This is a genomic window from Vibrio tapetis subsp. quintayensis (assembly GCF_030409945.1).
Lineage (GTDB): Bacteria > Pseudomonadota > Gammaproteobacteria > Enterobacterales > Vibrionaceae > Vibrio > Vibrio quintayensis.
This window is the reverse complement of sequence record NZ_JAUFQV010000011.1, coordinates 1-23,653: the sequence shown is the minus strand read 5'-3', so window position 1 is coordinate 23,653 and position 23,653 is coordinate 1. Positions and strand designations below refer to the sequence as shown.

The 23,653-nt window shown below is 44.8% G+C and carries 26 protein-coding genes; 18 read left to right on the top strand and 8 right to left on the bottom strand.

Going from position 1 to position 23,653, the window contains the following annotated elements; translation table 11 throughout:
* Positions 1–153: 153 nt before the first annotated feature.
* The 5 genes from QWZ04_RS03550 (at position 154) to QWZ04_RS03530 (ending at position 5,981) form a co-directional block, all read left to right on the top strand.
* Positions 154–732, top strand: coding sequence for an aminodeoxychorismate/anthranilate synthase component II (locus tag QWZ04_RS03550; protein WP_290325011.1), 579 nt, complete (start codon positions 154–156; stop codon positions 730–732).
* 376 nt (positions 733–1,108) lie between these two features.
* A complete protein-coding gene (locus QWZ04_RS03545; protein ID WP_290325009.1) occupies positions 1,109–2,329 on the top strand; it encodes an aspartate aminotransferase family protein in 1,221 nt (406 codons plus the stop codon).
* Positions 2,330–2,475: 146 nt separating this feature from the next.
* A complete protein-coding gene (astA, locus tag QWZ04_RS03540) occupies positions 2,476–3,495 on the top strand; it encodes an arginine N-succinyltransferase (RefSeq protein ID WP_290325007.1) in 1,020 nt (339 codons plus the stop codon).
* A 25-nt stretch (positions 3,496–3,520) separates the two neighbouring features.
* Positions 3,521–4,978 (top strand): succinylglutamate-semialdehyde dehydrogenase, encoded by a 1,458-nt coding sequence (astD, locus tag QWZ04_RS03535; RefSeq protein ID WP_290325004.1) that lies wholly within the window; start codon positions 3,521–3,523, stop codon positions 4,976–4,978.
* A 211-nt stretch (positions 4,979–5,189) separates the two neighbouring features.
* Positions 5,190–5,981 carry a DUF1338 domain-containing protein gene (locus QWZ04_RS03530; RefSeq protein WP_290325002.1) on the top strand — a complete coding sequence of 264 codons (792 nt, stop codon included), beginning with the start codon at positions 5,190–5,192 and terminating at the stop codon, positions 5,979–5,981.
* Positions 5,982–6,138: 157 nt separating this feature from the next.
* Here QWZ04_RS03530 and crp read toward each other — a convergent pair whose 3' ends face one another.
* From crp to QWZ04_RS03500, 6 genes are all read right to left on the bottom strand, one after another.
* Positions 6,139–6,771, bottom strand: a complete 633-nt coding sequence (crp, locus tag QWZ04_RS03525; protein WP_102523323.1) for a cAMP-activated global transcriptional regulator CRP — start codon at positions 6,769–6,771, stop codon at positions 6,139–6,141.
* 243 nt (positions 6,772–7,014) lie between these two features.
* On the bottom strand, positions 7,015–7,884 hold the full coding sequence (locus QWZ04_RS03520) for a phosphoribulokinase (RefSeq protein WP_290324996.1): 870 nt from the start codon (positions 7,882–7,884) through the stop codon (positions 7,015–7,017).
* A gap of 89 nt (positions 7,885–7,973) precedes the next feature.
* Positions 7,974–8,186, bottom strand: a complete 213-nt coding sequence (locus QWZ04_RS03515; protein WP_290324994.1) for a YheU family protein — start codon at positions 8,184–8,186, stop codon at positions 7,974–7,976.
* A gap of 198 nt (positions 8,187–8,384) precedes the next feature.
* A complete protein-coding gene (locus QWZ04_RS03510) occupies positions 8,385–9,389 on the bottom strand; it encodes a hydrolase (protein ID WP_290324991.1) in 1,005 nt (334 codons plus the stop codon).
* 8 nt (positions 9,390–9,397) lie between these two features.
* Positions 9,398–9,886: a TIGR02444 family protein gene (locus QWZ04_RS03505; protein ID WP_290324989.1), complete on the bottom strand. Its 489-nt coding sequence runs from the start codon at positions 9,884–9,886 to the stop codon at positions 9,398–9,400.
* Complete coding sequence (locus QWZ04_RS03500) at positions 9,886–11,805, bottom strand: ABC transporter ATP-binding protein (protein ID WP_290324987.1); 1,920 nt, start codon at positions 11,803–11,805, stop codon at positions 9,886–9,888. The genes QWZ04_RS03505 and QWZ04_RS03500 overlap by 1 nt, the downstream gene beginning before the upstream one ends.
* A 115-nt stretch (positions 11,806–11,920) precedes the next feature.
* On the opposite strand from QWZ04_RS03500, the gene kefG reads away from it, so the two are divergent.
* The 4 genes from kefG (at position 11,921) to slyD (ending at position 15,219) form a co-directional block, all read left to right on the top strand.
* On the top strand, positions 11,921–12,532 hold the full coding sequence (gene kefG / locus QWZ04_RS03495) for a glutathione-regulated potassium-efflux system ancillary protein KefG (protein ID WP_435433581.1): 612 nt from the start codon (positions 11,921–11,923) through the stop codon (positions 12,530–12,532).
* Positions 12,532–14,316 carry a glutathione-regulated potassium-efflux system protein KefB gene (kefB, locus tag QWZ04_RS03490; RefSeq protein WP_290324985.1) on the top strand — a complete coding sequence of 595 codons (1,785 nt, stop codon included), beginning with the start codon at positions 12,532–12,534 and terminating at the stop codon, positions 14,314–14,316. The genes kefG and kefB overlap by 1 nt, the downstream gene beginning before the upstream one ends.
* Before the next feature lie 17 nt (positions 14,317–14,333).
* Positions 14,334–14,534 (top strand): YheV family putative zinc ribbon protein, encoded by a 201-nt coding sequence (locus tag QWZ04_RS03485; RefSeq protein ID WP_290324983.1) that lies wholly within the window; start codon positions 14,334–14,336, stop codon positions 14,532–14,534.
* A 97-nt stretch (positions 14,535–14,631) separates the two neighbouring features.
* Positions 14,632–15,219, top strand: coding sequence for a peptidylprolyl isomerase (gene slyD, locus QWZ04_RS03480; protein WP_290324981.1), 588 nt, complete (start codon positions 14,632–14,634; stop codon positions 15,217–15,219).
* Positions 15,220–15,400: 181 nt separating this feature from the next.
* Here slyD and QWZ04_RS03475 read toward each other — a convergent pair whose 3' ends face one another.
* Positions 15,401–15,631 carry a SlyX family protein gene (locus QWZ04_RS03475; protein WP_102523314.1) on the bottom strand — a complete coding sequence of 77 codons (231 nt, stop codon included), beginning with the start codon at positions 15,629–15,631 and terminating at the stop codon, positions 15,401–15,403.
* Positions 15,624–16,622 carry a WD40 repeat domain-containing protein gene (locus QWZ04_RS03470; protein ID WP_290325515.1) on the bottom strand — a complete coding sequence of 333 codons (999 nt, stop codon included), beginning with the start codon at positions 16,620–16,622 and terminating at the stop codon, positions 15,624–15,626. The genes QWZ04_RS03475 and QWZ04_RS03470 overlap by 8 nt, the downstream gene beginning before the upstream one ends.
* 191 nt (positions 16,623–16,813) lie before the next feature.
* Between QWZ04_RS03470 and fkpA the strand changes: the two genes are divergently transcribed.
* From fkpA to QWZ04_RS03425, 9 genes are all read left to right on the top strand, one after another.
* Complete coding sequence (gene fkpA, locus QWZ04_RS03465) at positions 16,814–17,593, top strand: FKBP-type peptidyl-prolyl cis-trans isomerase (protein ID WP_290324978.1); 780 nt, start codon at positions 16,814–16,816, stop codon at positions 17,591–17,593.
* Positions 17,594–17,829: 236 nt separating this feature from the next.
* Complete coding sequence (locus QWZ04_RS03460; RefSeq protein ID WP_290325513.1) at positions 17,830–18,510, top strand: helix-turn-helix transcriptional regulator; 681 nt, start codon at positions 17,830–17,832, stop codon at positions 18,508–18,510.
* On the top strand, positions 18,507–18,911 hold the full coding sequence (tusD, locus tag QWZ04_RS03455) for a sulfurtransferase complex subunit TusD (protein ID WP_290324976.1): 405 nt from the start codon (positions 18,507–18,509) through the stop codon (positions 18,909–18,911). Before QWZ04_RS03460 ends, tusD begins: the two co-directional genes overlap by 4 nt.
* Positions 18,908–19,264, top strand: a complete 357-nt coding sequence (gene tusC / locus QWZ04_RS03450; RefSeq protein WP_290324974.1) for a sulfurtransferase complex subunit TusC — start codon at positions 18,908–18,910, stop codon at positions 19,262–19,264. Before tusD ends, tusC begins: the two co-directional genes overlap by 4 nt.
* Before the next feature lie 58 nt (positions 19,265–19,322).
* Positions 19,323–19,604 carry a sulfurtransferase complex subunit TusB gene (tusB, locus tag QWZ04_RS03445; protein ID WP_290324972.1) on the top strand — a complete coding sequence of 94 codons (282 nt, stop codon included), beginning with the start codon at positions 19,323–19,325 and terminating at the stop codon, positions 19,602–19,604.
* 238 nt (positions 19,605–19,842) lie between these two features.
* A complete protein-coding gene (gene rpsL / locus QWZ04_RS03440) occupies positions 19,843–20,217 on the top strand; it encodes a 30S ribosomal protein S12 (RefSeq protein WP_005417208.1) in 375 nt (124 codons plus the stop codon).
* Between the two features lie 105 nt (positions 20,218–20,322).
* Entirely contained in the window at positions 20,323–20,793 is a 471-nt protein-coding gene (gene rpsG, locus QWZ04_RS03435) for a 30S ribosomal protein S7 (protein WP_102523309.1), read from the top strand.
* Positions 20,794–20,943: 150 nt separating this feature from the next.
* Positions 20,944–23,040 (top strand): elongation factor G, encoded by a 2,097-nt coding sequence (fusA, locus tag QWZ04_RS03430; RefSeq protein ID WP_290324956.1) that lies wholly within the window; start codon positions 20,944–20,946, stop codon positions 23,038–23,040.
* A 144-nt stretch (positions 23,041–23,184) separates the two neighbouring features.
* The coding region (locus QWZ04_RS03425) for a GTP-binding protein (RefSeq protein ID WP_290324954.1) at positions 23,185–23,653 on the top strand (469 nt) is incomplete at its 3' end.

Here is a 23,653-nt window from a genome sequence, read left to right as displayed (position 1 = left end):
ACTCTAACAGCCTTCTTTGCAACTTAAAGAAACTGTAAAGCTTGAAGGCCAGCGTATGCTGGCCTTATTTTTATCTTAGCTTCACATTCTACTTGCCTTTCTTTTTGGCTATTGCACAATACCGCCCTCTAATAAAAGCAAACGATCACCTTTATGTTGTTAATCATCGATAATTACGATTCCTTTACCTACAACCTCTACCAGTATTTCTGCGAGTTGGGTGTTGAAGTACAAGTTATTCGTAACGATGAAATCAGCATTGAGCAGATAGAGGCGCTTAACCCTAGTCACCTTGTGATATCTCCGGGGCCATGTACACCGAACGAAGCCGGTATCTCGCTGGCGGCCATTGATTACTTTGCAGGTAAACTGCCGATTCTTGGTGTTTGCTTAGGTCACCAAGCCATAGCTCAGGTATTTGGTGCTAAAATCGTACGTGCAAGACAAGTGATGCACGGTAAAACCTCTCCAATCGCTCATACCAATCAGAGTGTGTTTAAAGCCTTAAATAACCCACTCACGGTGACTCGCTACCATTCACTGGTAGTACAGACCGATACCCTGCCAGATTGCTTTGAAATTACCGCGTGGACGGTATTAGAAAATGGCGAAATGGATGAGATCATGGGCTACCAACACAAGACATTACCCATCGATGCGGTGCAGTTTCACCCTGAATCCATCAAGACCGAGCAAGGTCGCGATCTTTTGGCCAATTTTTTAGCTCGCTAAAGGGTTAAACACCTATATTTAGTTCTCAATACAAACCCGATACCGATCACTTTTCTTAACATCTGTCGCTTTTACCGCCATTCAAATTCAGTTTGAAATATTATGCACAAGATAAAGCGCTGAGTGCTTATAAGCCTTTGTGTGCCTGTCTATTTATATTGTTCAAAAAATAGTTTAAGAAATAACTTCATTATTGATTCACTTTCCTGCATAAATAGTCATGTGGCATGATGTTTTTCTGCCATGTATGGGGTGCAAAAGCACAAATGACTATTGAATTAGTTAATAAAATGTAAATACAATGCGGAATCAGTAGAAAATACCACCACGTAATAAGTGGCTACTTGTCGGTGCATTGGAAAAAATGGAATAGGTGATGACTATGGAAAACAAAGTAGAGCGCAGTTGGTTTGATGAGGTCATGGTTCCTTGTTATAGCCCGATGGAAATCATCCCTGTCCGCGGTGAAGGTTCTCGTATTTGGGACCAAAACGACAAAGAGTATATTGATTTTGCTGGTGGTATTGCCGTGAGCTGTTTAGGGCATTGTCACCCGGCGATGGTTACAGCTCTAACCGATCAAGCGAATAAGTTGTGGCACTTAAGTAATGTCATGACCAATGAGCCAGCGTTACGTTTGGCAAAAAAACTTACGGAAGTAAGCTTTGCTGAAAAAGTCTTTTTTGCTAACTCAGGCGCTGAAGCGAATGAAGCCGCGTTGAAGCTGGCACGTCGCTGGGCTGCCGACGAACATGGCGCAGAAAAATCTGAAATCATTGCTTTTAAGCAAGGTTTCCACGGTCGTACTTTTTTTACCGTTACTGTGGGTGGTCAAGCTGCTTATTCAGACGGTTTCGGCCCTAAACCCGGTGATATTACTCATTTACCTTATAACGACGTTGAAGCGCTTAAAGCACATATGTCTTCTCGTACTTGCGCCATCATGATGGAACCCCTGCAAGGCGAGGGCGGTATTGTTTCTCCTACCGCTGAATTTGCCCAAGCAGTACGTGAATTATGTGATGAGCACAATGCGCTATTGATCTTTGATGAAGTGCAAACGGGTAATGGTCGCACCGGTAATTTTTATGCTTACCAAGGCATTGACGTAATACCGGATATTTTAAGTACCGCTAAGTCGCTTGGTGGTGGTTTTCCGATTGGCGCGATGTTGACGACAGATAAGCTGGCTAAACACATGAAAGTGGGCACACACGGCTCTACCTATGGCGGTAACCCGTTAGCGTGTGCAGTAGCAGAAGCGGTCGTTGATGTGGTGAGCCAACCAGAAACTCTAGCGGGCGTTAAAGAGCGCGAAGCCCTATTTCGCGAGGGATTGACTAGAATTAATCTGAAGTACCCGATTTTCAGTGAAATCCGTGGTCAAGGTTTGTTACTTGGTGCCGCACTCAATGATGAGTGGCAAGGCAGAGCTCGAGACATCTTGGTTGCCGCTGGTAATGAAGGGCTGTTGGTTTTGGTTGCTGGTGCAAATGTGGTGCGTTTCACACCGTCTTTAGTGATCAGCAAAGAAGATATCGAACAAGGTCTAGCGAAGCTTGAAAAAGCGATTGCTGGGTTAAGTACTAAAAGCTAAGTACTAAAGGCTAAGAGCGAAGTGTTAAAAGTTAAGTGCTAGAAGCTAAGTTTGAAGGGGTAGGTGTTGGGCTCTGGGAGGGAAGGCTTTTACTTCGCTTTTAGGGTTTAGTACCTAGTACTTACCAGTTACCAGAGGGAGTTGAGATGCTAGTAGTTCGCCCTATATCAAAAGATGATTACGATGCGCTGCATACGTGCGCGGTTGAATCTGGACATGGATTTACTTCATTACCCGTTAATGAAGAACTGTTAACCAATCGGATTAATCACTCCGTTACCAGTTTTACGAAGCCCAATGTAACCGGGCCTGGTGATGAAGGGTATTTGATGGTTGGATTTGATTCTGAAACCGGAGAAGTCGCGGGTACTACCGGTATAGAGGCTTCTATCGGGTGGGATGTGCCTTTCTATACTTATCATATCAGTAAGGTGGTTCACTCTTCGCCAAAGTTGGGTGTGAACAACATCGTTAAGCTGCTTACGTTTGGGAATAATTACACAGGATGCAGTGAAGTCTGCACCTTATTTTTACGACCAGATTTCCGCCAAGGTTTGAATGGTCGCTTAATGTCTAAATGCCGATTTCTAATGATGGCAGAGCATCCAGAACGTTTTTCAGAAACCGTGTTTGCTGAGATGCGAGGTGTGTCTGACGACAATGGTAATTCTCCTTTTTGGCAGTGGTTGCAAGAGCACTTCTTTTCCATTGAATTTACCGAAGCGGATTACCTAACGGGTATCGGAAAAAAAGGCTTTATTGCTGACTTAATGCCGAAGCTGCCTATTTACGTTAACTTGCTGAGTAAAGAAGCGCAGGCGGTTATCGGTAAGGTACATGACAACACTCGCCCTGCTTTACGTTTACTTGAAAACGAAGGGTTTAGTTGTCGAGGTTATGTCGATATTTTCGACGCTGGCCCAACGGTTGAGTGTGATCTGCGTAATATTGAATCGGTAAAGCATTCCTACCGAGGCAAGGTCGTGATCAGCGATCATTCCAGTAGCAAAGACTACCTAATCGCAAATACATCATTTGAGCATTTCAGAGCAACCGCAGCAAAAGCAGCGTTTGATTTAGAAAGTGAAAGCGTCATTTTAAGCCAAGACGTCGCGCAAGCGTTGAATGTTGCCGAAGGCGAATACGTTCGTTTACTTCCTCAGTAAATTAGTAAAACAGTAAGGACACATCATGACTCAGTGGATCAACGGAGAATGGCAAGAAGGCACGGGAGAGCTTTTAAACTCTATCAGCCCGTACAACGATAAGGTCGTGTGGCAAGGCAAAGTAGCACGCCCTGAGCAAGTCGATCTGGCGGTTCAATCTGCCCGAGCTGCTTTTTTAAGTTGGAAGAAATTCTCTTTTGCTGAGCGTGAAGCGGTTGTGCAAGCTTTCGGTGAAAAGGTAAAAGAACACAGTGAGCAAATTGCGGTTGCGATTGCTCAAGAAACAGGAAAACCATTATGGGAAACTCGCACAGAAGCGGGTGCCATGGTGGGGAAAATTGCCATTTCAATTCGCGCCTACCATGAGCGTACGGGAGAAGCTCGTAAGCAGGTGGCAGGTAATGATGTGGTACTTCGTCATCGTCCTCTTGGCGTGATGGCCGTATTTGGGCCGTATAACTTCCCGGCTCACTTGCCTAACGGGCATATTGTTCCTGCATTGCTTGCGGGGAATACCGTGGTGTTTAAGCCTTCAGAGCAAACGCCTATGGTGGCTGAAATTGTCATGAAACTTTGGCAACAAGCAGGTCTACCCGACGGCGTGATTAACTTAGTACAAGGTGCTAAAGAAACAGGTATCGCTTTGGCAAGTCACACTGGTATTGATGGAGTATTGTTTACGGGCAGTGCTAATACAGGGCACATTTTGCACAAACAATTTGCCGGGCAACCAGACAAAATGCTCGCTCTAGAAATGGGGGGTAATAACCCATTGGTGATCTCTGAGCAGTTCGGTGATTTAGAGGCGGCGGTATACACAACTATTCAATCAGCGTTTATCAGTGCAGGTCAACGTTGTACGTGTGCTCGTCGCTTGTATGTTCCCCACGGTGACAAAGGCGATGCTTTACTGGTGAAGCTGGTTGAAGCCACTTCTCAGATCTTAGTTGATGAACCTTTTGCAGAGCCAGCCCCATTTATGGGCAGCCAAGTGTCTTTGCAAGCGGCACAAGTTATCTTGTCAGCACAGAGCCACTTACAGTCGTTAGGAGGGGAAAGCCTATTGGAGGCCAAACCCTTGAAAGCTGCATTTGTGACACCGGGTATTATTGATGTTAGTTCGGTTACTAACTTGCCCGATGAAGAGTACTTCGGTCCATTATTGCAAGTTGTGCGTTACGGAAAATTAGAGCAGGCGGTAAGCTTAGCTAACGAGACTCGCTTTGGCTTATCGGCTGGCTTGATCTCGACTGACGATGAAGAGTGGGATTACTTTGTTGACCACATTCGCGCAGGTATTGTAAACCGCAATCGGCAACTTACCGGAGCAAGCGGCGACGCACCATTCGGAGGCCCAGGTGCTTCAGGAAACTTAAGACCAAGTGCGTTCTACGCAGCCGATTACTGTGCTTACCCAATGGCCTCAATGGAAGGCGCAGAGCCCTTGCTGCCCGAAACCCTGAGCCCAGGCCTGAAGATTTAGATCAGAGAATTCGCTGCGCTTACTCGATTGCAGGATGCGCTTTGCTTACTTGAAACTAGAGTTGTTGCTGTTTCTTTTGCTCTGATAGTAGCGAAGCGGCCTAGTTTCTAGCAGTAAACGCAGTGAATACTTAGCTTCTAGCACTTAGCTTTTAGAACTTCGCTTTTAGCACTCCGCTTTTAGCTCTCCACCGTGACAACAAGGAACTGTTATGACCCCCGACGCGCTATTCCAATCTTTGTGGCAAGACTATATTCAACGCCTTTGCCCTTCAGCAGAGACTATCCATCAATTGCTGACTGAAGAACAAGCCTTAATCAATGACCACATTGCCCTGCGTACGTTTGCGATTGATCCAATTCGGATTGATACATTGGCTAAACCATTTTTGGATTTAGGTTACGAGCAAGCAGGGGAGTATGAGTTTGTCAGTAAAAAACTCTATGCCCGTCATTACGAACACCCCGACCCGCTGCAACCAAAAGTCTTCATTAGCGAATTAAAAGTGGATGAATGTTCTGAGCAGTTGCAAGGCATTGTTAAGTCTCTGGTGGCTCAACTGGATGTTAATCATTTTGCTTCAAGTGATTTCTTGTACTCGGGTACGAGTTGGTCTTTGAGTCACGATGATTATTTGTTGTTAGCAAAAGAAAGCGAATACGCAGGCTGGTTAGCCGCTCATGGCTTTGGTGCGAACCACTTTACGGTTAGCGTCAATCAACTGAATCGCTTTGAGGAAGTGTCGGATGTGAATACACACCTTCGTGATGCTGGTTTCACGATCAATGAGTCGGGTGGTGAAGTTAAGGGCTCTCCAGAGGTGCTGCTAGAGCAGTCTTCAACCATGGCTGATAAAGTTTCTGTTGAGTTTATTAATGGCTCTGAGACTATCCCTGGCGGCTTCTATGAGTTCGCTAAGCGCTACCCAATGGCCGATGGTGGTTTGTATCAAGGGTTTGTCGCGGCCTCTGCGGATAAAATCTTTGAAAGTACGGATGGTTGAGAGCGAAGTACTAAAAGCGAAGTGTTAAGATCGAAGTATTAAAGGTGAGGTGGCTTAGCTCTACTTAGCTTTTAGAGTTTAGCACTTCGCTTTTGTTTACAAAAAACCACCAACGTTTCCGCTGGTGGTTTTTATTTACATCGATATATACGGCGGATTAACGTGTGCCGTAAACCACAATCGTTTTACCGTGTGCTGAAATCAAGTTCTGCTCTTCAAGCATCTTCAAGATACGACCAACAGTTTCACGTGAACAGCCAACAATCTGACCAATCTCTTGACGAGTGATCTTGATTTGCATGCCGTCTGGGTGAGTCATTGCGTCAGGTTGTTTCGCTAGGTTAAGTAGCGTTTGAGCAATACGACCAGTCACGTCTAGGAATGCTAAGTCACCCACTTTTTGGCTAGTCGTTTGTAGACGGCTTGCCATTTGCGCAGAAAGGCGCATAAGAATGTCAGGGTTAACTTGAATCAGTTGACGGAATTTCTTGAAAGAAATTTCTGCTACTTCACAAGGGGATTTAGCACGTACCCATGCGGTACGTTCTTGGTCTTCTTCAAATAGACCAAGTTCACCGATGAAGTCGCCTTGGTTAAGGTAAGACAAGATCATCTCTTTGCCTTCTTCATCCTTGATAAGTACGGCAACAGAACCTTTCACAATGTAGTACAGAGTCTCGGCTTTTTCACCAGCATGGATCAAAGTACTTTTTGATGGGTACTTATGAATATGACAATGTGAAAGGAACCACTCTAATGTTGGATCGGTTTGAGGTTTACCTAGAACCATAATATCTCTCTTCCTCTGCAGGGCTTGCTCAGCAGCTTCCGTATCAACTGAGCCAGATTATAAACTGGTTGTTTTGAATAGGGCGATAGATGTCGTGCTGCAAGCTATCTCGTGTTCGGTAACAAATAGTAGCGTGTTTCGAAAACGATTTCTTGACTTTGATCGTGCCACAACCGTGAATTCCTAAGCAAAAATGTGCACATGATCACGCCTTGAGCATGATTTTCAATCTCTGTATGAAATTTAACCGATCTTGCCCGTTTCTATTAATTGGGCAAGCATGGGCTGAACGATCAATTCCATGGCGAAACTCATCTTGCCACCTGGCACGACAAGGGTATTATGCCTGGACATGAATGACCCCTCAATCATTGATAAAAGGTATGGGAAGTCTACGTTTTTCATACCGCGTAAACGAATAACCACGAAACTTTCATCTAAACTGGGTATGCCTTTCGCATTTAACGGATTAGATGTATCTACCGTAGGGACTCGCTGAAAATTGATGTGAGTACGAGAAAATTGTGGCGTAATGTAGCTTAAGTAGTCATCCATAGAGCGTACAATTGAGTCCGTTACGGCTTCACGTGAATGGCCTCTGTCTCGCGTATCTCGCACGAATTTTTGAATCCACTCTAGGTTTACAATGGGTACCATGCCAATCAAAAAATCGACATGTTTAGAGACATTGATATCGCCATCGACTACACCACCGTGCAACCCTTCATAAAACATGACGTCGGTGTTTTCTGGTAATTCTTGCCAAGGGGTGAAAGTGCCTGGCATTTGATTGTAGGGAACGGCCTCATCAAATGAATGTAAATAGCGTCTTACTTCACCCGTTCCCTCATCACCGTAGCGACGGAAAAATTGCTCAAGGGCAGCAAAGTCATTGGCTTGTGGTCCAAAGTAACTGATGTGGCGACCTTGCTCTTTCGCTTTACGAATTTCAATGTCCATTTCTGGGCGTGTAAATCGATGGAAGCTGTCCCCTTCTACCTTAGCGGCTTTGATGTCCATCATATTGAACATTTTACGAAAAGCTTCAGAGGTTGTGGTGGTTCCAGCTCCAGATGAACCGGTTACGGCAATGATAGGGTGCTTTGCTGACATGACGGGCCTTGTCTTGAGTAACGTACTTGTTATGCCTATTTTAACATAGGGTTAAGTCAGTGTAGGGAAAATCTTTTAATAAACAGAACCTAGTACTGTGGCTTCACTTGGATATTCACGGTTTCATGTAATTCAGAAAATACCACAACAGCCTGGCCATTCGAGAGTTGTTGCTTAACGTGCTCTACTTTTTGATCCAAGCTAAATTCGCTCTCGCCGTAGTCCGTCCCTTCTCTTAGTACGAACTCTTTGATTAGGTTTTCCAATGTATCAGGGTCAATTTGTTGCCATGGAACGATCATAAATATCTCTTAAATGTGAAGTGCTAAAAGCGAAGTGCGAAGTACTAAAAGCTAAGTATAAAAAGCTAAGTATAAAAAGCTAAGTATAAAAAGCTAGAGCTAGAGCCAGAGTAGCGGGTGCGAAGTATAAACGATACTAAGCTCTTAACTTAGCTTTTAGTACCTCGCTTTTAGTACCTCGCTTTTAGTACCTCGCTTTTAGTACCTCGCTTTTAGTACCTCGCTTTTAGCACTTCGCTTCAGTACTTCATAATACTCAGGTAAGGTTTCTTCTAACCAGAACCTTGGCTTTATGAGGCTGCCTGTTAGAAATCCGACATGGCCACCGTGATCTAACAGGTGATATTTTATATGCTCGGGTAGTGGAAAGTTAGGGATCACGTCTTCAGTCATGAAAGGGTCGTCTTTCGAGTGGATGATCCGAGTTGGAATGCTGATTTGATCTAAGCATCGGATGCCAGAGCATTGTTGGTAGTAGTGCTGAGCGTTATCAAAACCATGTAACTGGGAAGTGATCAAATCGTCAAATTCTTCTAACCGCTTGAGTTGCTCTATCTGTTCAGGCTCGATAGGTAAAACTTGCTGGATCAAAGGAAGCTTGTTTAATGCATTGCGTTTTAGCGAGCTTAACAAGTAGTTGCGATATACCTTAGAAAACCCTTGCTCGATGCGTTTAGCGCATGAATCAAGAGACAGTGGTGCGGATACTATGGTGGCGGCATCTAAAATCGGGTTTAGGTGATAATGTGCTAAATAGTTCACTAACATGTTGCCACCTAATGAAATACCTACTGCGACTTTTTTCTGCCGAGGAAAACGTTGCTCAAGCTGCGTTAAAAAATAGCGAGCGTCTTCAATTTCCCCTGAATGATAAGCGCGAGGCTTTAAGTTTGTCTCACCACTGCAACCACGAAAATGCATCATGACAGAAAGCCAACCTTGTTTGGCAAACGCATTCATTAATCCGTTGGCGTAAGGGCTGTTAAAGCTGCCTTCAAGGCCGTGGAATAGCACAAAAACGGGCTTGTTTTGAGCTTGCTCAGAGGCAGGGTCTGCACTCCATGCTAGGTCGACAAAATCACCGTCGGGTAGGTTGAGTCTTTCATTGTGTGGGGTAAACAGTGCTTTGCGGCGGATAACTCGAGGTAAAATAGTTTGCAGGTGAGGATTACGTATGCCTGCAGCGGCTTTAAATGAAGTCATAATGGGATCTAATTTTTTGCTCTGAGTGTTTCAAAGTCTGTCGGTGGGGCAAAAGCTTGGTATAGATGCTCGGCACCTAACTGTTTGCAATAACGCAGGGTAAGCGGTTCAGCGTAGTTTTTGCTAAGCACTAACCCATTGATGCAGTCGACTAAATCCGATTGCTGTTGTTTTTCTAGTTGAAGTTCAAATTGCAACGACTCACGATAAACGATGCCGGGTACGTGGGATTTTAGCTTTTTACGCAGTTCGCGAAAACTGTGTAATAGGGTTTCAGAACGGCCCAAGTATTCTTGTACGCTATGCCAGTCTTGTTCGGCAAAGGTAACTTGCTGCTCATCAAGCCATTTGAACAACAGCAGTAAGTTAACATTGCCATGGAATTGGTTTTGCAGAGCTAAGCAAGCCTCTTTCACTTCTCGCACGCTGTAATATTGCAAACTGAATTGCCATAAGCGTTCAAGTGAGAGTGAAATCGAGACTTGCGGTTGTGTCATTAGCTAGCGAACTCCGTTTCGAGTTGTTCAAGGGTTTCTTGAGCAGACATCCAATCCATTTCCACATCTTCTAGTTCAGACTTAGCGGAAGCTTGTTTTGCCAATACTTGATTAAGTTTAGCTTTATTTTCAGCTTGGTACAGGCTGGTATCGGCTAAATCTTGTTCTGCTTCTGACAAAATAGTACCGAGCTTATCCATTTTTTGCTCAAGTTTTGTCAGCGTTTTGCGAATTGGCGCAGTCACTTTTCGAAAGTCGGCTTCTTTACGCTTTTGTTCTTTACGAGAAGCGGCGCTGTTTTCACCATCCTTGCTCGGTTGGGTTGATTGCGCTTCTTTACGTTCAATTTTTTGTTGTTCAGTTAGCCACTTGTAATAGTCGCTTAGGTCACCATCAAATGGCGCAACTTGGCGATCGTGGACTAGGTAAAGCTCATCGGTAGTGGCGCGCAATAAGTAGCGGTCGTGACTGACGATGACCATTGCGCCTTCAAACGTTTGCAAGGCAAAAGTTAGTGCTTGGCGCATATCCAGATCAAGGTGGTTGGTTGGTTCATCGAGTAACAACAGGTTGGGCTTTTGCCACACGACTAAGGCCAACACTAAACGGGCTTTTTCACCACCAGAAAAAGGCGCGACTTTATCGAGTGCTTTTTCACCTTGGAAGCCAAAGCTGCCCAAATAGTCACGCAATTGCTGTTCGGTTTTCCCCGGCGCTATTTGCATCATATGTTGAAGCGGGGTTTCTTCTGGGTGCAAGGTTTCTAATTGGTGTTGAGCAAAGTAGCCAATCTTCACGCCCTGAGAGTAGTTAAACTCGCCAGACTGAGAATTCAATTCCCCAGAGAGCAATTTAATGAGGGTCGATTTACCCGCGCCATTGCGACCAAGCAAGCCAATGCGGCTACCAGGGACTAAATTAAGACGAATTTTTTCTAAGATAAGATTATCGCCATAGCCTGCCGACACTTCATCCATCATCAAAATTGGATTAGGCAGCGCAGAGGGCTCTCTAAATTCAAAGCTAAATGGGTTATCAAACTGAGCTGGGAGCACTTGTTCCATTTTTTCTAGTGCTTTAATTCGGCTTTGAGCTTGGCGTGCTTTTGATGCTTTGTAACGAAAGCGGTCAATGTAGCTTTGCATGTGGCTCATCTGCTTTTGTTGCTTCTGGTACATGGCTTGCTGCAATACGAGCTTTTGAGCTCGCTGCGTTTCAAATGATGAGTAGTTGCCGGTGTATTCGTTAAGCGCTTGGTTTTCCACATGGATAATACGACCAACAATTGGGTCTAAGAAGTCGCGGTCATGGGAAATCAAAATCAAGGTGCCAGGGTAGTTTTGTAGCCAACGTTCTAGCCACATCACGGCATCTAAGTCTAAGTGGTTGGTTGGTTCATCCAATAGCAGTAGGTCTGAACGGCAAAGCAGGGCTTGTGCTAGGTTCAAACGCATACGCCAGCCCCCAGAGAACTGCGTTAAGCTCCAGCTCATTTGCTCTTGGCTAAAGCCTAAACCGTCTAGCAGTTCAGCAGCACGAGACTTAATGGTGTAGCCACCAATGGTTTCAATTTTTCCGTGAAGCTCAGCGACTAGGGTGCCGTTGTCCGTTTGTTCGGCTTTTAATAGTTGATCTTCAAGGCTGCGATATTCGCGATCTCCATCAATCACATAGTCCAATGCTGGGCGCTCTAGTGCCGGGGTTTCTTGAGCTACCCAAGCTAACTCCCAATGACTTGGCATCTGGAAGTTACCAGCGTCAATGGACAGCTCGTTTTTGAGCAAGGCAAATAGAGTGGATTTACCACAACCGTTTTTCCCCACTAGGCCGACTTTGTCGCCAGGGTGAATAGTCGCACTGGCTTGGTCGAGTAAAGGCTTGCCGCCGCGTAGCAATTGGATGTCTGAAAAGATAATCATAATGTTCTTTATTGGAGTTAGAGTTGGCTTAACGCGTGAAATAGTAGGGGGAATAAGGATAAATGTCGATCATTATACAATTTACGATATGATGGATTAACACAATGACAACAATATGCCATTAGGGAAGACGCAAATCTGTATGTCTGTAAATGCTGAAAAACAGGTGACATTACCAAAAATCTTGGTCATTTATGTTCACCCCGATCCTGACAATTCTATTGCTAACCAAGTGATGATCAAGCAGATCCAGGACTTGGAACACGTCACTGTGCACGATCTCTATGCGCATTATCCCGATTTTTTTATTGATGTTCCCCATGAACAGCAATTACTTGCAGAGCATGACGTGATCGTCTTTCAACATCCACTTTATATGTATTCCTGCCCAGCTTTGCTCAAAGAATGGCTCGATCGTGTGTTAGGTAAAGATTTCGCATTCGGTAATGGCCGAGCGCTAGAAGGGAAGTATTGGCGCAGTGTGATCACAACTGGTGGTGCGCAAGACGCCTTTGCTCCCGGTGGCTACAATAAATACCCATTGGAAGAAATTTTACAGCCTTTTGAGTTGACGGCTTTGCTATGTCGGATGCATTGGTTAGAACCTCTTATTTTATATTGGGCGCGAAACACCAGTGACTTTGAAAGGCAGACTCACGCCGCTGATTATCTTCAGTGGTTAATCAATCCGATTAAGTTCGAATGCTATGACACAGGAGGGGAATAATGTCAGCGACCAATGAGTTTCTTGCCAGCAGTGTTATTTTCCTAAGTGCAGCGGTTGTCGCAGTGCCTTTGGCGCAACGTTTAGGCCTTGGGTCTGTATTAGGTTATTTATTGGCAGGGGTTGCGATTGGCCCGTGGGGAATGGGGTTAATTAGCGATGTCGACGCCATTTTGCACTTCGCCGAATTTGGTGTGGTGTTGTTACTGTTTTTAATTGGCTTGGAACTGAATCCGAAAAAGCTTTGGCAGCTAAGAAAACCGATCCTCGGGCTAGGTGGAGGGCAAGTGGTGCTTTCTACCGCGGCTATTGCTTTGCTGGTGAATGCGTTTGGCCTGAATTGGCAAGTGAGTTTAGTTGTGGGAATGGGGCTTGCGCTCTCTTCAACCGCGATTGCCTTGCGAGTGATCGAAGAGCAAGGGCTAGGCGGCAGTGAAACCGGGCAGTCGGGCTTTGCGGTCTTGTTATTCCAGGATATCGCCGTTATTCCTATGTTGGCATTACTGCCGATATTAGCGGGTAATACGGTGGGTAACTGGCTGGATGGGTTATCTACATTAGCGGCCATTATTGCGCTGCTGGTTGGTGGCCATTACTTGCTAAGGCCAATCTTTCGATTTGTGGTGGTGACAGGCGTAAGAGAACTCTTTACCGCAACGGCCTTGTTGATAGTGCTTGGTATCGCTTTGATCATGGATCAATTAGGTCTTTCTATGGCGCTGGGTACGTTTTTAGCGGGTGTGTTACTTGCTGAGAGTGAGTATCGACATGAATTAGAAATTGCCATTGAACCCTTCAAAGGTTTGCTACTAGGGCTGTTCTTCATTGCTGTCGGCATGGCGGTGAACTTAGGGCTGTTGGTGCTTGAGCCGGTTGCGGTATTGTCTGCTGTGGTGGTATTGATTGGTATTAAAGTGCTGGTGATGTATGGCTTGGGCCGTGCGTTTGGAACTCGGCCTAAAGCGCGCAGTTCCATTGCAGTGATTTTAAGCCAAGGTGGTGAATTTGCCTTCGTTATTTTTACCGCCGCGCAAGCTGAAAATATTCTCGACCCGGAGCTTGCGGCATTTTTGCTGGTGGTGGTCAGTATTTCTATGGTGACTACTCCGTTATTACTGCTGGCTCAAAAGCATTGGTTTGCCCGCACCATTAATGATGTGGACGAAATGGAAACGGATGTCATCGATCGAAGCCCACGGGTGATCATTGCGGGTTTTGGCCGCTTTGGTCAGGTAGTCGGGCGTTTGATGTATGCCAACAAAATACGTATTACGGTATTAGAAAGCGATGTGAGCCAAATTCAGCTATTACGGCGCTTCGGTTACAAAGTGTTTTATGGCGATGCGACTCAGCTAGATCTGTTAAGGGCGGCAGGAGCCAGTAAGGCAGAAGCCATTGTTATTTGTACCGATACGCCTGATGAAGTGGTGAAAATTGTTGAGTTATGTAAGCAGCATTTCCCGAATTTGAAAATTTTGGCTCGTGCTCGAAGCCGTGTTGAGGCGTATCAGCTACTCAATCATGATGTGCAAAACTATTCCCGAGAAACCTTTTTAGGGGCGTTGGACCTTGGTCGTCAGGCTTTGGTTGAATTGGGGATGCACCCTTATCAAGCCAAAAGAGCACAGGCTCATTTTAAGAAGCTAGATATGACCATGCTGAAAGAACTGATGCCGCAGCATTCAGAAGATAAAGATCTCGCATTACGAGCCAAAGAAGCCCGTAAAGAATTAGAAGAAATCTTTGGTAGAGAAATGGAAAATGATTCTCGCCAAAATTGGGAGTGAGTAAAGTGGAATTAGCCATGAAAATTAAAAAACGTTTTATAGCCGGCGCTCATTGCCCTGAATGTAAGAGCCAAGATAGCTTACGCTGGTGGATGCAAGACGCTGTCGAGCAGGTAGAGTGTGTTGAGTGCGATTATCAGAAACAAAAAACCAGCGAAGCGGTTGCCGAAAGTGAGCATAGCCAAGATCAGATGATAGGGATATTTAAACCAGATTGATTGAGTTTTTATAATTCATCCCCATAATAGCGATGTCTTTATTATTTTTCCTAGGGCCTTGTTCCTTGCTCCTAGGACCTTAAACCTTGGAGTCTCCATGAAAATTACAAAGAACACAGTGGTTAGCGTTGCTTACCAAGTAAAACTAGAAGATGGCGTTGTTGTTGATCAATCAACGATTGAAGCACCTCTGGATTACTTACACGGCCACAACAACCTAATTACTGGTTTAGAATCTGAGCTTGAAGGCAAAGAAGCGGGCGCAAAATTCTCTGCGACGGTTTCTCCTGACGAAGCTTACGGCGAGCACAACGATGACCTAGTTCAACGTGTTCCTGCTGACGTATTCCAAGGTGTAGAAGAAATTGAAGTGGGTATGCGCTTCCTAGCGGATACTGACCAAGGTCCTATCCCTGTTGAAGTAACAGAAGTAGATGGCGATGAAGTTGTGGTTGACGGTAACCACATGCTTGCGGGTCAAACTCTGACTTTTGATGTAGAAGTTGTCGCGATTCGTGAAGCAACGGCAGAAGAAGTAGAGCACGGTCACATTCATAAAGAAGGCGGTTGTGGCAGCGAAGGTCACGATCACGAAGGCGGTTGCTGTGGTGGCGAAGGCCATGACCACGGTCACGAAGAGAAAAAAGAAGGCTGCTGCGGTGGCGGTAGCTGCGGTTCGCACTAATTAAGTACGAAGTGCTAAGCTCTAAAAGCTAATTGTGAAGTGCTAAAAGCTAAGTACGAAAAGCTAAGTTGACAGCAAAGAGCTAAAGACCAATACAAAACGCCAACATCAGTTGGCGTTTTTTATTTGACCGTGAATCTCGCTTTTAGCACTTCGCTTTTAGTACTTCGCTTTTAGCACCTCAATAATGCGGCGGTGGTGTCTCTTCTGACGCATCGGCCAGGTTCGAGCCATCCATATTCTTCACTTTACCCACCACAAACTTCATCTGGTCTTGCATCTTGGTGATGAGCAATTGTTGCTGACTTAGTGCATCGTTAAGTTCGTCAATGGTCTGCTCTTGAAAAGCCAGCTTACATTCTAGGTCATCTATGCGTGTGAATAGGGCTTCGGTGCTGTTTTGATCAGTCATTACTATACCATTGAGATTCTATCCGCCATGCTTGCGCAATGCCTGCAGAAGTTGCGGAGATAATTCTTTGCTTATTATCGAAAGTGGCATCATACACCACTGCACGTGGTGGACGAGCATCTTTTTGTGGCTCAACTTGCCAATAGTCGATTCGTTTCCCGCTCATTGCATCCCACAACATTACTCGCCCTCCAGGAGTACCCGTAAGAAGCTGTTTACCATCATCAGAAAAACGAGCGCTGGTAAAAATGAGTTGGCGGTCGAACGCTTTCAGCTCGGATATTTTCTCTCCAGTGGTTAAATCCCACACGAAAGCATCATTGGCGCTGTCTGACGAAAAGGCATATTTCCCATCACGTTGAAGCGCGACTCGAACAATGCGGTTGTCGTGCTCAAACTGATGCACGGCTTGGCCTGTTTCGGTATCCCATAAATATACTTTATAGTCATTTCCGCCTGATAAAGCGAAGCGGCCATTGGGTGAAAGAGCCACAGAATTAACTTTTTCTCGATGAGCAAGGAACTCTAAGCGTCTTCCAGTGACTAAATCCACGTAAATGGCTTTTCCGTTAGAAAGGCCTAATAGGATTTGTTCACCATCACTGGATATGTCGATATCTCGAATGACACCGTCAGAGATAGACCAAAGCCCTTGAGCTTGTGTCCAACCAAGGTCCCACACAGCAAAGTTTTGTTGTGTCGCGGTGACAGCAAAGCGGCCACTGTCTGCAATACGGATATGTGAAACAGTATTGGCTTGCGGGTCTTGAGGGCCCAGTTCGGCAAGCTCGCTATTGCTTTCAAGATCCCATAAGAGTAAGTCTCTTTGTTTGGAATAGAGTAAAGCGAAACGACCGTCTCGGCTCAGAGCGAAGCTGGTGGAACCTTGAGGTTCGATGGCCCATCGCTGATCGTTCTTGGCATCAAAAAAACAGCCATTTAACAGTAATATGACAATGGTTGTAATAATGGAATGAGAGACTGTCCGCATCATTGAGAAATTCCGGTTTGTGTCTAAGGACATGATACTAGTATATTGATGCAACATTGAATTTGCACTAAGCCGTGCCCATATATGCTGTACGGAACAAAAGAGTATATTTGTCTAGGCCAGTATTTGAAAACATCTACTTACCTAGCTAAGTATAAATAAAATGGCTAGGCCATAATTTGGAGATATTAATGAAACCTTTTTTTAAAGTGTCTTTGCTTGCTGCGACTGTCGTGTTAGCTGTAGGTTGTCAAAAAGAAGAAGCACCAAAAGTAGAAGAAACCGCAAAGGTTGAGCAAGTAGCTCAAGTTGCTTTCCAAAATGATGATGACAAAGCGGCATACGCAATTGGCGTTTCATTTGCTAACTACCTAAATACTAGCATCGAAAAACCAAATGAAATCGGCATTGAGCTGAAAAAAGACATCGTTCTTAAAGGTATCGAACACGTATTTGCAGGTAACCCTGAGTTAAACGAAGAAGAAATTCGCCTTGCACTAGAATCTCTAGACAAGCGTGTTGCAGAGAAGATGCAAGCTCAAGCGGCTGAAAAATCAGCAGCAGCTGAAAAGGAAGGCGCTGACTTCCGTGCAGAATTTGAAAAAATGGAAGGCGTAACTAAGACTGAATCTGGTCTTCTTTACCAAGTGATGACGCCTGCTGAAGGCGCTTCTCCGGTAGATACAGACACTGTTGAAGTTCACTACACAGGTACGCTAATTGACGGTACTAAGTTCGATAGCTCTTACGATCGTGACCAATCGGCTACTTTCCCTCTAAACCGTGTAATTCCGGGTTGGACAGAAGGCGTTCAGTTGATGCAAGTTGGTTCTAAGTACAAGTTCGTTATCCCACCTGAGCTTGCTTACGGCCCACAAGACACACCAACAATTCCTGCAAACTCAACACTTGTATTCGAAGTAGAGTTGCTAAACATTGATGGTGCTGACGCAGCGACTAAGACCCAATAAGTCTTCATCGATATAAAAATACGAATAGAAAGAGCTCTCATTGAGCTCTTTTTTTGTGCAACTCATCGCTTTAAATTCGCTATTGTTTGCTCCAAGTCACTTCTTGTTTATGTTTGTAGACGTTGCCTCTTCAAATTTTCTGATAAACTTGCGTTAATTAGTTGAGATAAAGCTTTTAACTTGGGCAGGTGCTCGTGAATACAACAGATGCAAATTATGCAGATTCACTTTTGGAAATGGAATCTGTGGATGTAAAACCCTTTACCATGCATGACAACACCATTCTTCGTTCTTACGAAGCAGTCGTGGATGGTCTTGCTAGCTTGATTGGCCCGCACTGTGAAATTGTGCTGCACTCACTGGAAGACTTGAATACTTCCGCAGTGAAAATCGCTAATGGTGAAAATACCGGACGCCAGGTTGGCTCTCCGATCACCGATCTTGCATTGAAAATGCTGCAAGATATTGAAGGTTCAGAGCGCAATTTCTCTCGTTCGTATTTTACACGAGCGAAAGGCGGCGTATTGATGAAGTCGATTACGATTGCCATTCGTAATTCTGACAATCGAGTTATCGGGCTTTTGTGTATCAATATTAATTTGGATGCGCCATTTTCTCAGGTGCTAGCTGCCTTTATGCCAGCCAGTGATGCGAAAGATGCGGCCTCTTCGGTTAACTTTGCTAGTGATGTTGAAGAGTTGGTGGATCAAACAGTAGAGCGCACCATTGAAGATATTAATGGCGATAAGTCGGTATCGAATAACACCAAGAACCGCCAAATCGTGATGGATTTATACGATAAAGGTATCTTTGATATTAAAGATGCGATCAACCGTGTTGCTGACCGTCTGAATATCTCTAAGCATACCGTTTACTTATACATTCGCCAACGCAAGACAGAGGATGGCGAGAAGTGAGTACAACTGAACCATTAACCTATAGTTTAGTGGTGAACGGTGCTGTTTATGGTAGCCAATCGGCACGTAATGCGTATCAGTTTGCGTGTGCCTTGATAGACAAAGGTCACCGGTTAGTGAGTGTGTTTTTCTATCAAGATGGTGTGACAAATGGCAGTGCGCTGACGGTCCCCGCGAATGATGAATTTGACTTAACAGGTGCATGGCAAGAATTAGCAGTAAAACATAACGTGCGGTTGGAAACCTGTGTCGCGGCGGCGTTAAGGCGTGGCATTGTGAGCTTAGACGAGGCCAAACAACATGCGTTAGATGGCCATAACCTAGCCGACGGTTTTGAACAAGCAGGGTTAGGTAGCCTAGCAGAAGCCATGTTAATCCAAGACAGGGTGGTGCAATTTTGAGCCAATTAACCTTTGTATTTCGCAGTGCTCCCCATAATACCAATGCAGGGCGTGAGGGTGTGGATGCATTATTAGCGGCATCGGCATACTGTGAAGATATTAGCGTCATATTTCTTGGTGACGGAGTCGCCCAGTTGGTGAATGAACAAAACCCAGCAGCCATTCAAAGCAAAGACTACGCACCTATGCTGAAGTTATTCGATCTTTATGACATAGAAAACGTGTATGTTTGCCAGCAGTCGTTAGCAGAAAGAGGGCTTGAAAAAGCTACCTTAACGATAGATGTGCAGTCTCTGACTCATTCAGAAGTTACTGACAATTTGCAATCCGCAGGTAAACTGCTGACCTTTTAATTTGGCGTTCTCCTCGGATTTTTCTTGAACATTTCTCTGATAGTTAGGTAATAGCAGCATGCTTCACATTATAAAAACCATTACTGGCTTGAATGATGCTATGCAGTATTCAGGCGAAAATGACGAGTTTATCTTAGTCGAAGCCGCTACCTATGCGGCAAATACGGCTCATAAAGACTTCAAATTGATTTCTGGCGTGACAGAACGAGTGTCCGTATTAAGTGCTGATGTCGACGCTCGCGGCTTGAATGGATTTGTTGATGCAAGACTTGAAGTTGTCGGCTTTAGTGGCTGGGTGACGCTTACAGAGCGACATAGCCAGACAATGACATGGGATTAAGCGGTTAATTTTCGGTCAAAGCACGAATCTAAATACTCAACAAGCAATAAGCTGAATAAGCATTCGAAAATGTGACTCAGTCTAAATTCCCTTATTCAGCTCCCAAAGAAAAAAGATCTGTATATTTCTTGACACATCCCTCTGCGCTGAATAGAATTTTGCGTCCCTATTTGTACGATAGTACATCTAGGACTAGATTTTTCATCAAGCTTACTTTAAGTAAATCAGGAGCTAGTTAATGGCAACTATTAACCAGTTGGTACGCAAGCCTCGTGCAAAGCAAGTTGTTAAAAGCAACGTGCCAGCACTAGAAGCGTGCCCACAAAAACGTGGTGTATGTACTCGTGTATACACTACTACACCAAAAAAACCTAACTCAGCACTTCGTAAAGTATGTCGTGTTCGTCTAACGAACGGCTTCGAAGTAACTTCGTACATCGGCGGTGAAGGTCACAACCTTCAAGAGCACAGTGTTGTACTAATCCGTGGCGGTCGTGTAAAAGATCTACCGGGTGTACGTTACCACACTGTTCGCGGCGCGCTTGACTGTGCTGGCGTAAATGACCGTAAGAAAGGTCGTTCTAAGTACGGTGTGAAGCGTCCTAAGTCTTAATGGATTCCGTTAAGTAAGGCCAAACACTAAATTAATTTTAATTCTTAATTTTTGAAGAAACTGAAAAGTTTTGGATAACCTGAAGAAGACAACGGAGATACATCCATGCCACGTCGTCGCGTTATAGGCCAGCGTAAGATCCTTCCAGATCCTAAATTCAAATCTGAATTGCTGGCAAAATTCGTTAACATCCTAATGGTTGACGGAAAGAAATCTACTGCAGAGAAAATTGTTTACACTGCACTAGAAGTTATGGCTGAGAAATCTGGTAAAGATCACTTAGCTGTATTTGAAGAAGCTCTTGAAAATGTTCGTCCAGCGGTAGAAGTTAAATCTCGCCGTGTGGGTGGTTCAACTTACCAAGTACCTGTAGAAGTTCGTCCGGTTCGCCGTAACGCTCTTGCTATGCGTTGGGTAGTTGAAGCTGCGCGTAAGCGTGGTGAAAAATCTATGGCTCAACGCCTAGCTGCTGAAATGCTAGACGCGTCTGAGAACAAAGGTACTGCGGTTAAGAAACGTGAAGACGTTCACCGCATGGCTGACGCTAACAAAGCGTTTGCTCATTACCGCTGGTAATACCTTTATAGTGCTGTGGGGTTCCCTGCAGCACTTCTTTAGTTCCTATGCGTATGCTAGGAACTATTGCTATATCTAGGGCTTGGCTTTTTTAGGCACAATTTAGACATAGCAATAGTCCCTAAGTCTCTAAGTAAAGAGGATTCAACCGTGGCTCGTAAAACTCCTATTGAGCGCTACCGCAATATCGGTATCGTTGCTCACGTAGATGCAGGTAAAACAACCACAAGTGAACGTATTCTGTTCTATACCGGTCTTTCTCACAAAATCGGCGAAGTTCACGATGGTGCTGCTACCATGGATTGGATGGAGCAAGAGCAAGAGCGTGGTATTACGATCACTTCAGCTGCAACCACTACGTTTTGGCGTGGTATGGAAGCACAGTATCCTGATCATCGCATCAATATCATCGATACCCCTGGGCACGTTGACTTCACGATTGAAGTAGAGCGTTCTTTGCGTGTTCTTGATGGCGCGGTTGTTGTGTTTTGTGGCTCATCAGGCGTTGAACCACAGTCAGAGACGGTATGGCGTCAAGCCGATAAATACCAAGTTCCACGTATGGTTTTCGTTAATAAAATGGACCGTACTGGTGCTGACTTCCTACGCGTTGTTGACCAAATTAAAGATCGTCTTGGTGCAAACCCAGTTCCAATCCAATTAAACATTGGTGCAGAAGATGAGTTTAGAGGTGTTGTTGACCTTATCAAGATGAAAGCAATTAACTGGAATGAAGCCGATCAAGGCATGACCTTCTCTTACGAAGACATTCCAGCTGACATGCAAGAAATGGCTGAAGAGTACCGCACAGAACTTGTTGAAGCGGCAGCTGAAGCAAACGAAGAGTTGATGGATAAATACCTTGAAGAAGGTGAGCTAACAGAAGCTGAAATCAAACTTGGTCTGCGTACTCGTACTCTTAATAATGAAATCGTGCTTGCTACTTGTGGTAGTGCGTTTAAAAACAAAGGGGTACAGGCTGTTCTTGATGCTGTTGTTGAGTTCCTTCCTTCTCCTGTTGATGTTCCTGCTATTAAGGGAATCGATGAAAACGAGAACGAAGTAGAGCGTCATGCAGACGACAATGAACCGTTTTCGGCACTGGCATTTAAGATTGCAACTGACCCATTCGTTGGAACATTAACTTTCATTCGTGTTTATTCTGGCGTTGTTGAAAGCGGTAAAACAGCTTACAACTCAGTTAAGCAGCAGCGTGAACGTTTAGGGCGCATTGTTCAAATGCACTCAAACAAGCGTGAAGAAGTGAAAGAAGTGCGAGCAGGTGATATCGCAGCTATTATTGGCTTAAAAGATGTCACGACTGGTGAAACACTGTGTGATCAGAACCATAAGATTGTTCTTGAGCGCATGGAGTTCCCAGACCCAGTAATTCAGATCGTTGTAGAGCCTCGCTCTCAAGCTGATCAAGATAAAATGACTATTGCGTTAGGTAAACTAGCGGCAGAAGATCCATCATTCCGTGTTGATATGGATGACGAAACAGGCCAAACCCTGATTTCGGGTATGGGTGAACTGCACTTAGATATCATCGTTGACCGCATGAAGCGCGAATTTGGCGTGAACTGCAACGTTGGTAATCCGCAAGTTGCTTACCGTGAAACCATTCGTGGTACAGCAAATGCTGAAGGTAAATTTATCCGTGAACATGGTGGTAAAGGTCAATACGGTCACGTATGGCTGAAACTAGAACCATCAGAAGTTGGCGAAGGCTTTGTCTTTGTTAACGACATTGCTAACGGTATTGTGCCAAAAGAATTTATTGGCTCTGTCGCTAAAGGCGTTGAAGAGCAAATGAATAATGGTGTGCTTGCTGGCTATCCAGTTCTGGATATCAAAGCTACACTATATGATGGTTCTTACCATGAAGTAGATTCAAGTGAGATGGCGTTTGTAATCGCTGCCTCTATGGCTTTCAGATCGGGTGCACTTGAAGCGCAACCGGTTCTGCTAGAGCCTATGATGAAAGTTGAAGTAACGACTCCAGAAGACTGGATGGGTGACGTTGTTGGTGACATTAACCGTCGTCGCGGCATCATCGAAGGCATGGACGAGGGGACAGCTGGCCTGAAGATAATTCGTGCACAAGTTCCGTTGTCTGTCATGTTTGGTTACGCAACTGATTTACGTTCTGCGACACAAGGTCGTGCTTCTTACTCTATGGAGTTTAGTGAGTACGCTGAAGTGCCAAAAAATGTTGCAAATGCAATCATTGCAGAGCGTGGTTAAAAAACTGAGCACATTTTTTCTTCTTTTTTGGAAGATCAATGAGTTCAAATATTGCGCTAACGCGTGTTGGCGCATAAAATAGCAAATTCTGGCGCACATCGGAGCTTATTCCGATGTGAATCATAACTAGGAAGGAACACGATCGTGTCTAAAGAAAAATTTGAACGTACGAAACCGCACGTAAACGTTGGTACTATCGGCCACGTTGACCACGGTAAAACAACTCTAACTGCTGCTATCTGTACTACTTTGTCAAAAGTATACGGCGGTGAAGCGAAAGACTTCGCATCTATCGATAACGCTCCAGAAGAGCGCGAGCGTGGTATCACAATCGCTACTTCTCACGTTGAGTACGATACACCTGAACGTCACTACGCACACGTAGATTGCCCAGGACACGCCGATTACGTTAAAAACATGATCACTGGTGCTGCGCAAATGGACGGCGGTATCCTAGTTGTTGCTGCGACAGATGGCCCTATGCCACAAACTCGTGAGCACATCCTACTTGGTCGTCAAGTTGGTATCCCTTACATCATCGTATTCATGAACAAATGTGACATGGTTGATGATGAAGAGCTTCTAGAGCTAGTTGAGATGGAAGTTCGTGAAC

Bases quoted from the DNA above. Each gene is read 5' to 3' on its own strand.
- QWZ04_RS03470 (WP_290325515.1), bottom strand. From the start codon at position 16,622: ATGCGGACAGTCTCTCATTCCATTATTACAACCATTGTCATATTACTG.
- QWZ04_RS03520 (WP_290324996.1), bottom strand. From the start codon at position 7,884: ATGTCAGCAAAGCACCCTATCATTGCCGTAACCGGTTCATCTGGAGCT.
- QWZ04_RS03475 (WP_102523314.1), bottom strand. From the start codon at position 15,631: ATGACTGATCAAAACAGCACCGAAGCCCTATTCACACGCATAGATGAC.
- crp (WP_102523323.1), bottom strand. From the start codon at position 6,771: ATGGTTCTAGGTAAACCTCAAACCGATCCAACATTAGAGTGGTTCCTT.
- rpsL (WP_005417208.1), top strand. From the start codon at position 19,843: ATGGCAACTATTAACCAGTTGGTACGCAAGCCTCGTGCAAAGCAAGTT.
- QWZ04_RS03460 (WP_290325513.1), top strand. From the start codon at position 17,830: ATGGAATCTGTGGATGTAAAACCCTTTACCATGCATGACAACACCATT.
- QWZ04_RS03530 (WP_290325002.1), top strand. From the start codon at position 5,190: ATGACCCCCGACGCGCTATTCCAATCTTTGTGGCAAGACTATATTCAA.
- QWZ04_RS03550 (WP_290325011.1), top strand. From the start codon at position 154: ATGTTGTTAATCATCGATAATTACGATTCCTTTACCTACAACCTCTAC.
- QWZ04_RS03515 (WP_290324994.1), bottom strand. From the start codon at position 8,186: ATGATCGTTCCATGGCAACAAATTGACCCTGATACATTGGAAAACCTA.
- kefB (WP_290324985.1), top strand. From the start codon at position 12,532: ATGTCAGCGACCAATGAGTTTCTTGCCAGCAGTGTTATTTTCCTAAGT.
- kefG (WP_435433581.1), top strand. From the start codon at position 11,921: ATGCCATTAGGGAAGACGCAAATCTGTATGTCTGTAAATGCTGAAAAA.
- rpsG (WP_102523309.1), top strand. From the start codon at position 20,323: ATGCCACGTCGTCGCGTTATAGGCCAGCGTAAGATCCTTCCAGATCCT.
- fkpA (WP_290324978.1), top strand. From the start codon at position 16,814: ATGAAACCTTTTTTTAAAGTGTCTTTGCTTGCTGCGACTGTCGTGTTA.
- slyD (WP_290324981.1), top strand. From the start codon at position 14,632: ATGAAAATTACAAAGAACACAGTGGTTAGCGTTGCTTACCAAGTAAAA.
- QWZ04_RS03510 (WP_290324991.1), bottom strand. From the start codon at position 9,389: ATGACTTCATTTAAAGCCGCTGCAGGCATACGTAATCCTCACCTGCAA.
- QWZ04_RS03505 (WP_290324989.1), bottom strand. From the start codon at position 9,886: ATGACACAACCGCAAGTCTCGATTTCACTCTCACTTGAACGCTTATGG.
- tusB (WP_290324972.1), top strand. From the start codon at position 19,323: ATGCTTCACATTATAAAAACCATTACTGGCTTGAATGATGCTATGCAG.
- QWZ04_RS03485 (WP_290324983.1), top strand. From the start codon at position 14,334: ATGAAAATTAAAAAACGTTTTATAGCCGGCGCTCATTGCCCTGAATGT.
- astD (WP_290325004.1), top strand. From the start codon at position 3,521: ATGACTCAGTGGATCAACGGAGAATGGCAAGAAGGCACGGGAGAGCTT.
- QWZ04_RS03500 (WP_290324987.1), bottom strand. From the start codon at position 11,805: ATGATTATCTTTTCAGACATCCAATTGCTACGCGGCGGCAAGCCTTTA.
- astA (WP_290325007.1), top strand. From the start codon at position 2,476: ATGCTAGTAGTTCGCCCTATATCAAAAGATGATTACGATGCGCTGCAT.
- QWZ04_RS03545 (WP_290325009.1), top strand. From the start codon at position 1,109: ATGACTATGGAAAACAAAGTAGAGCGCAGTTGGTTTGATGAGGTCATG.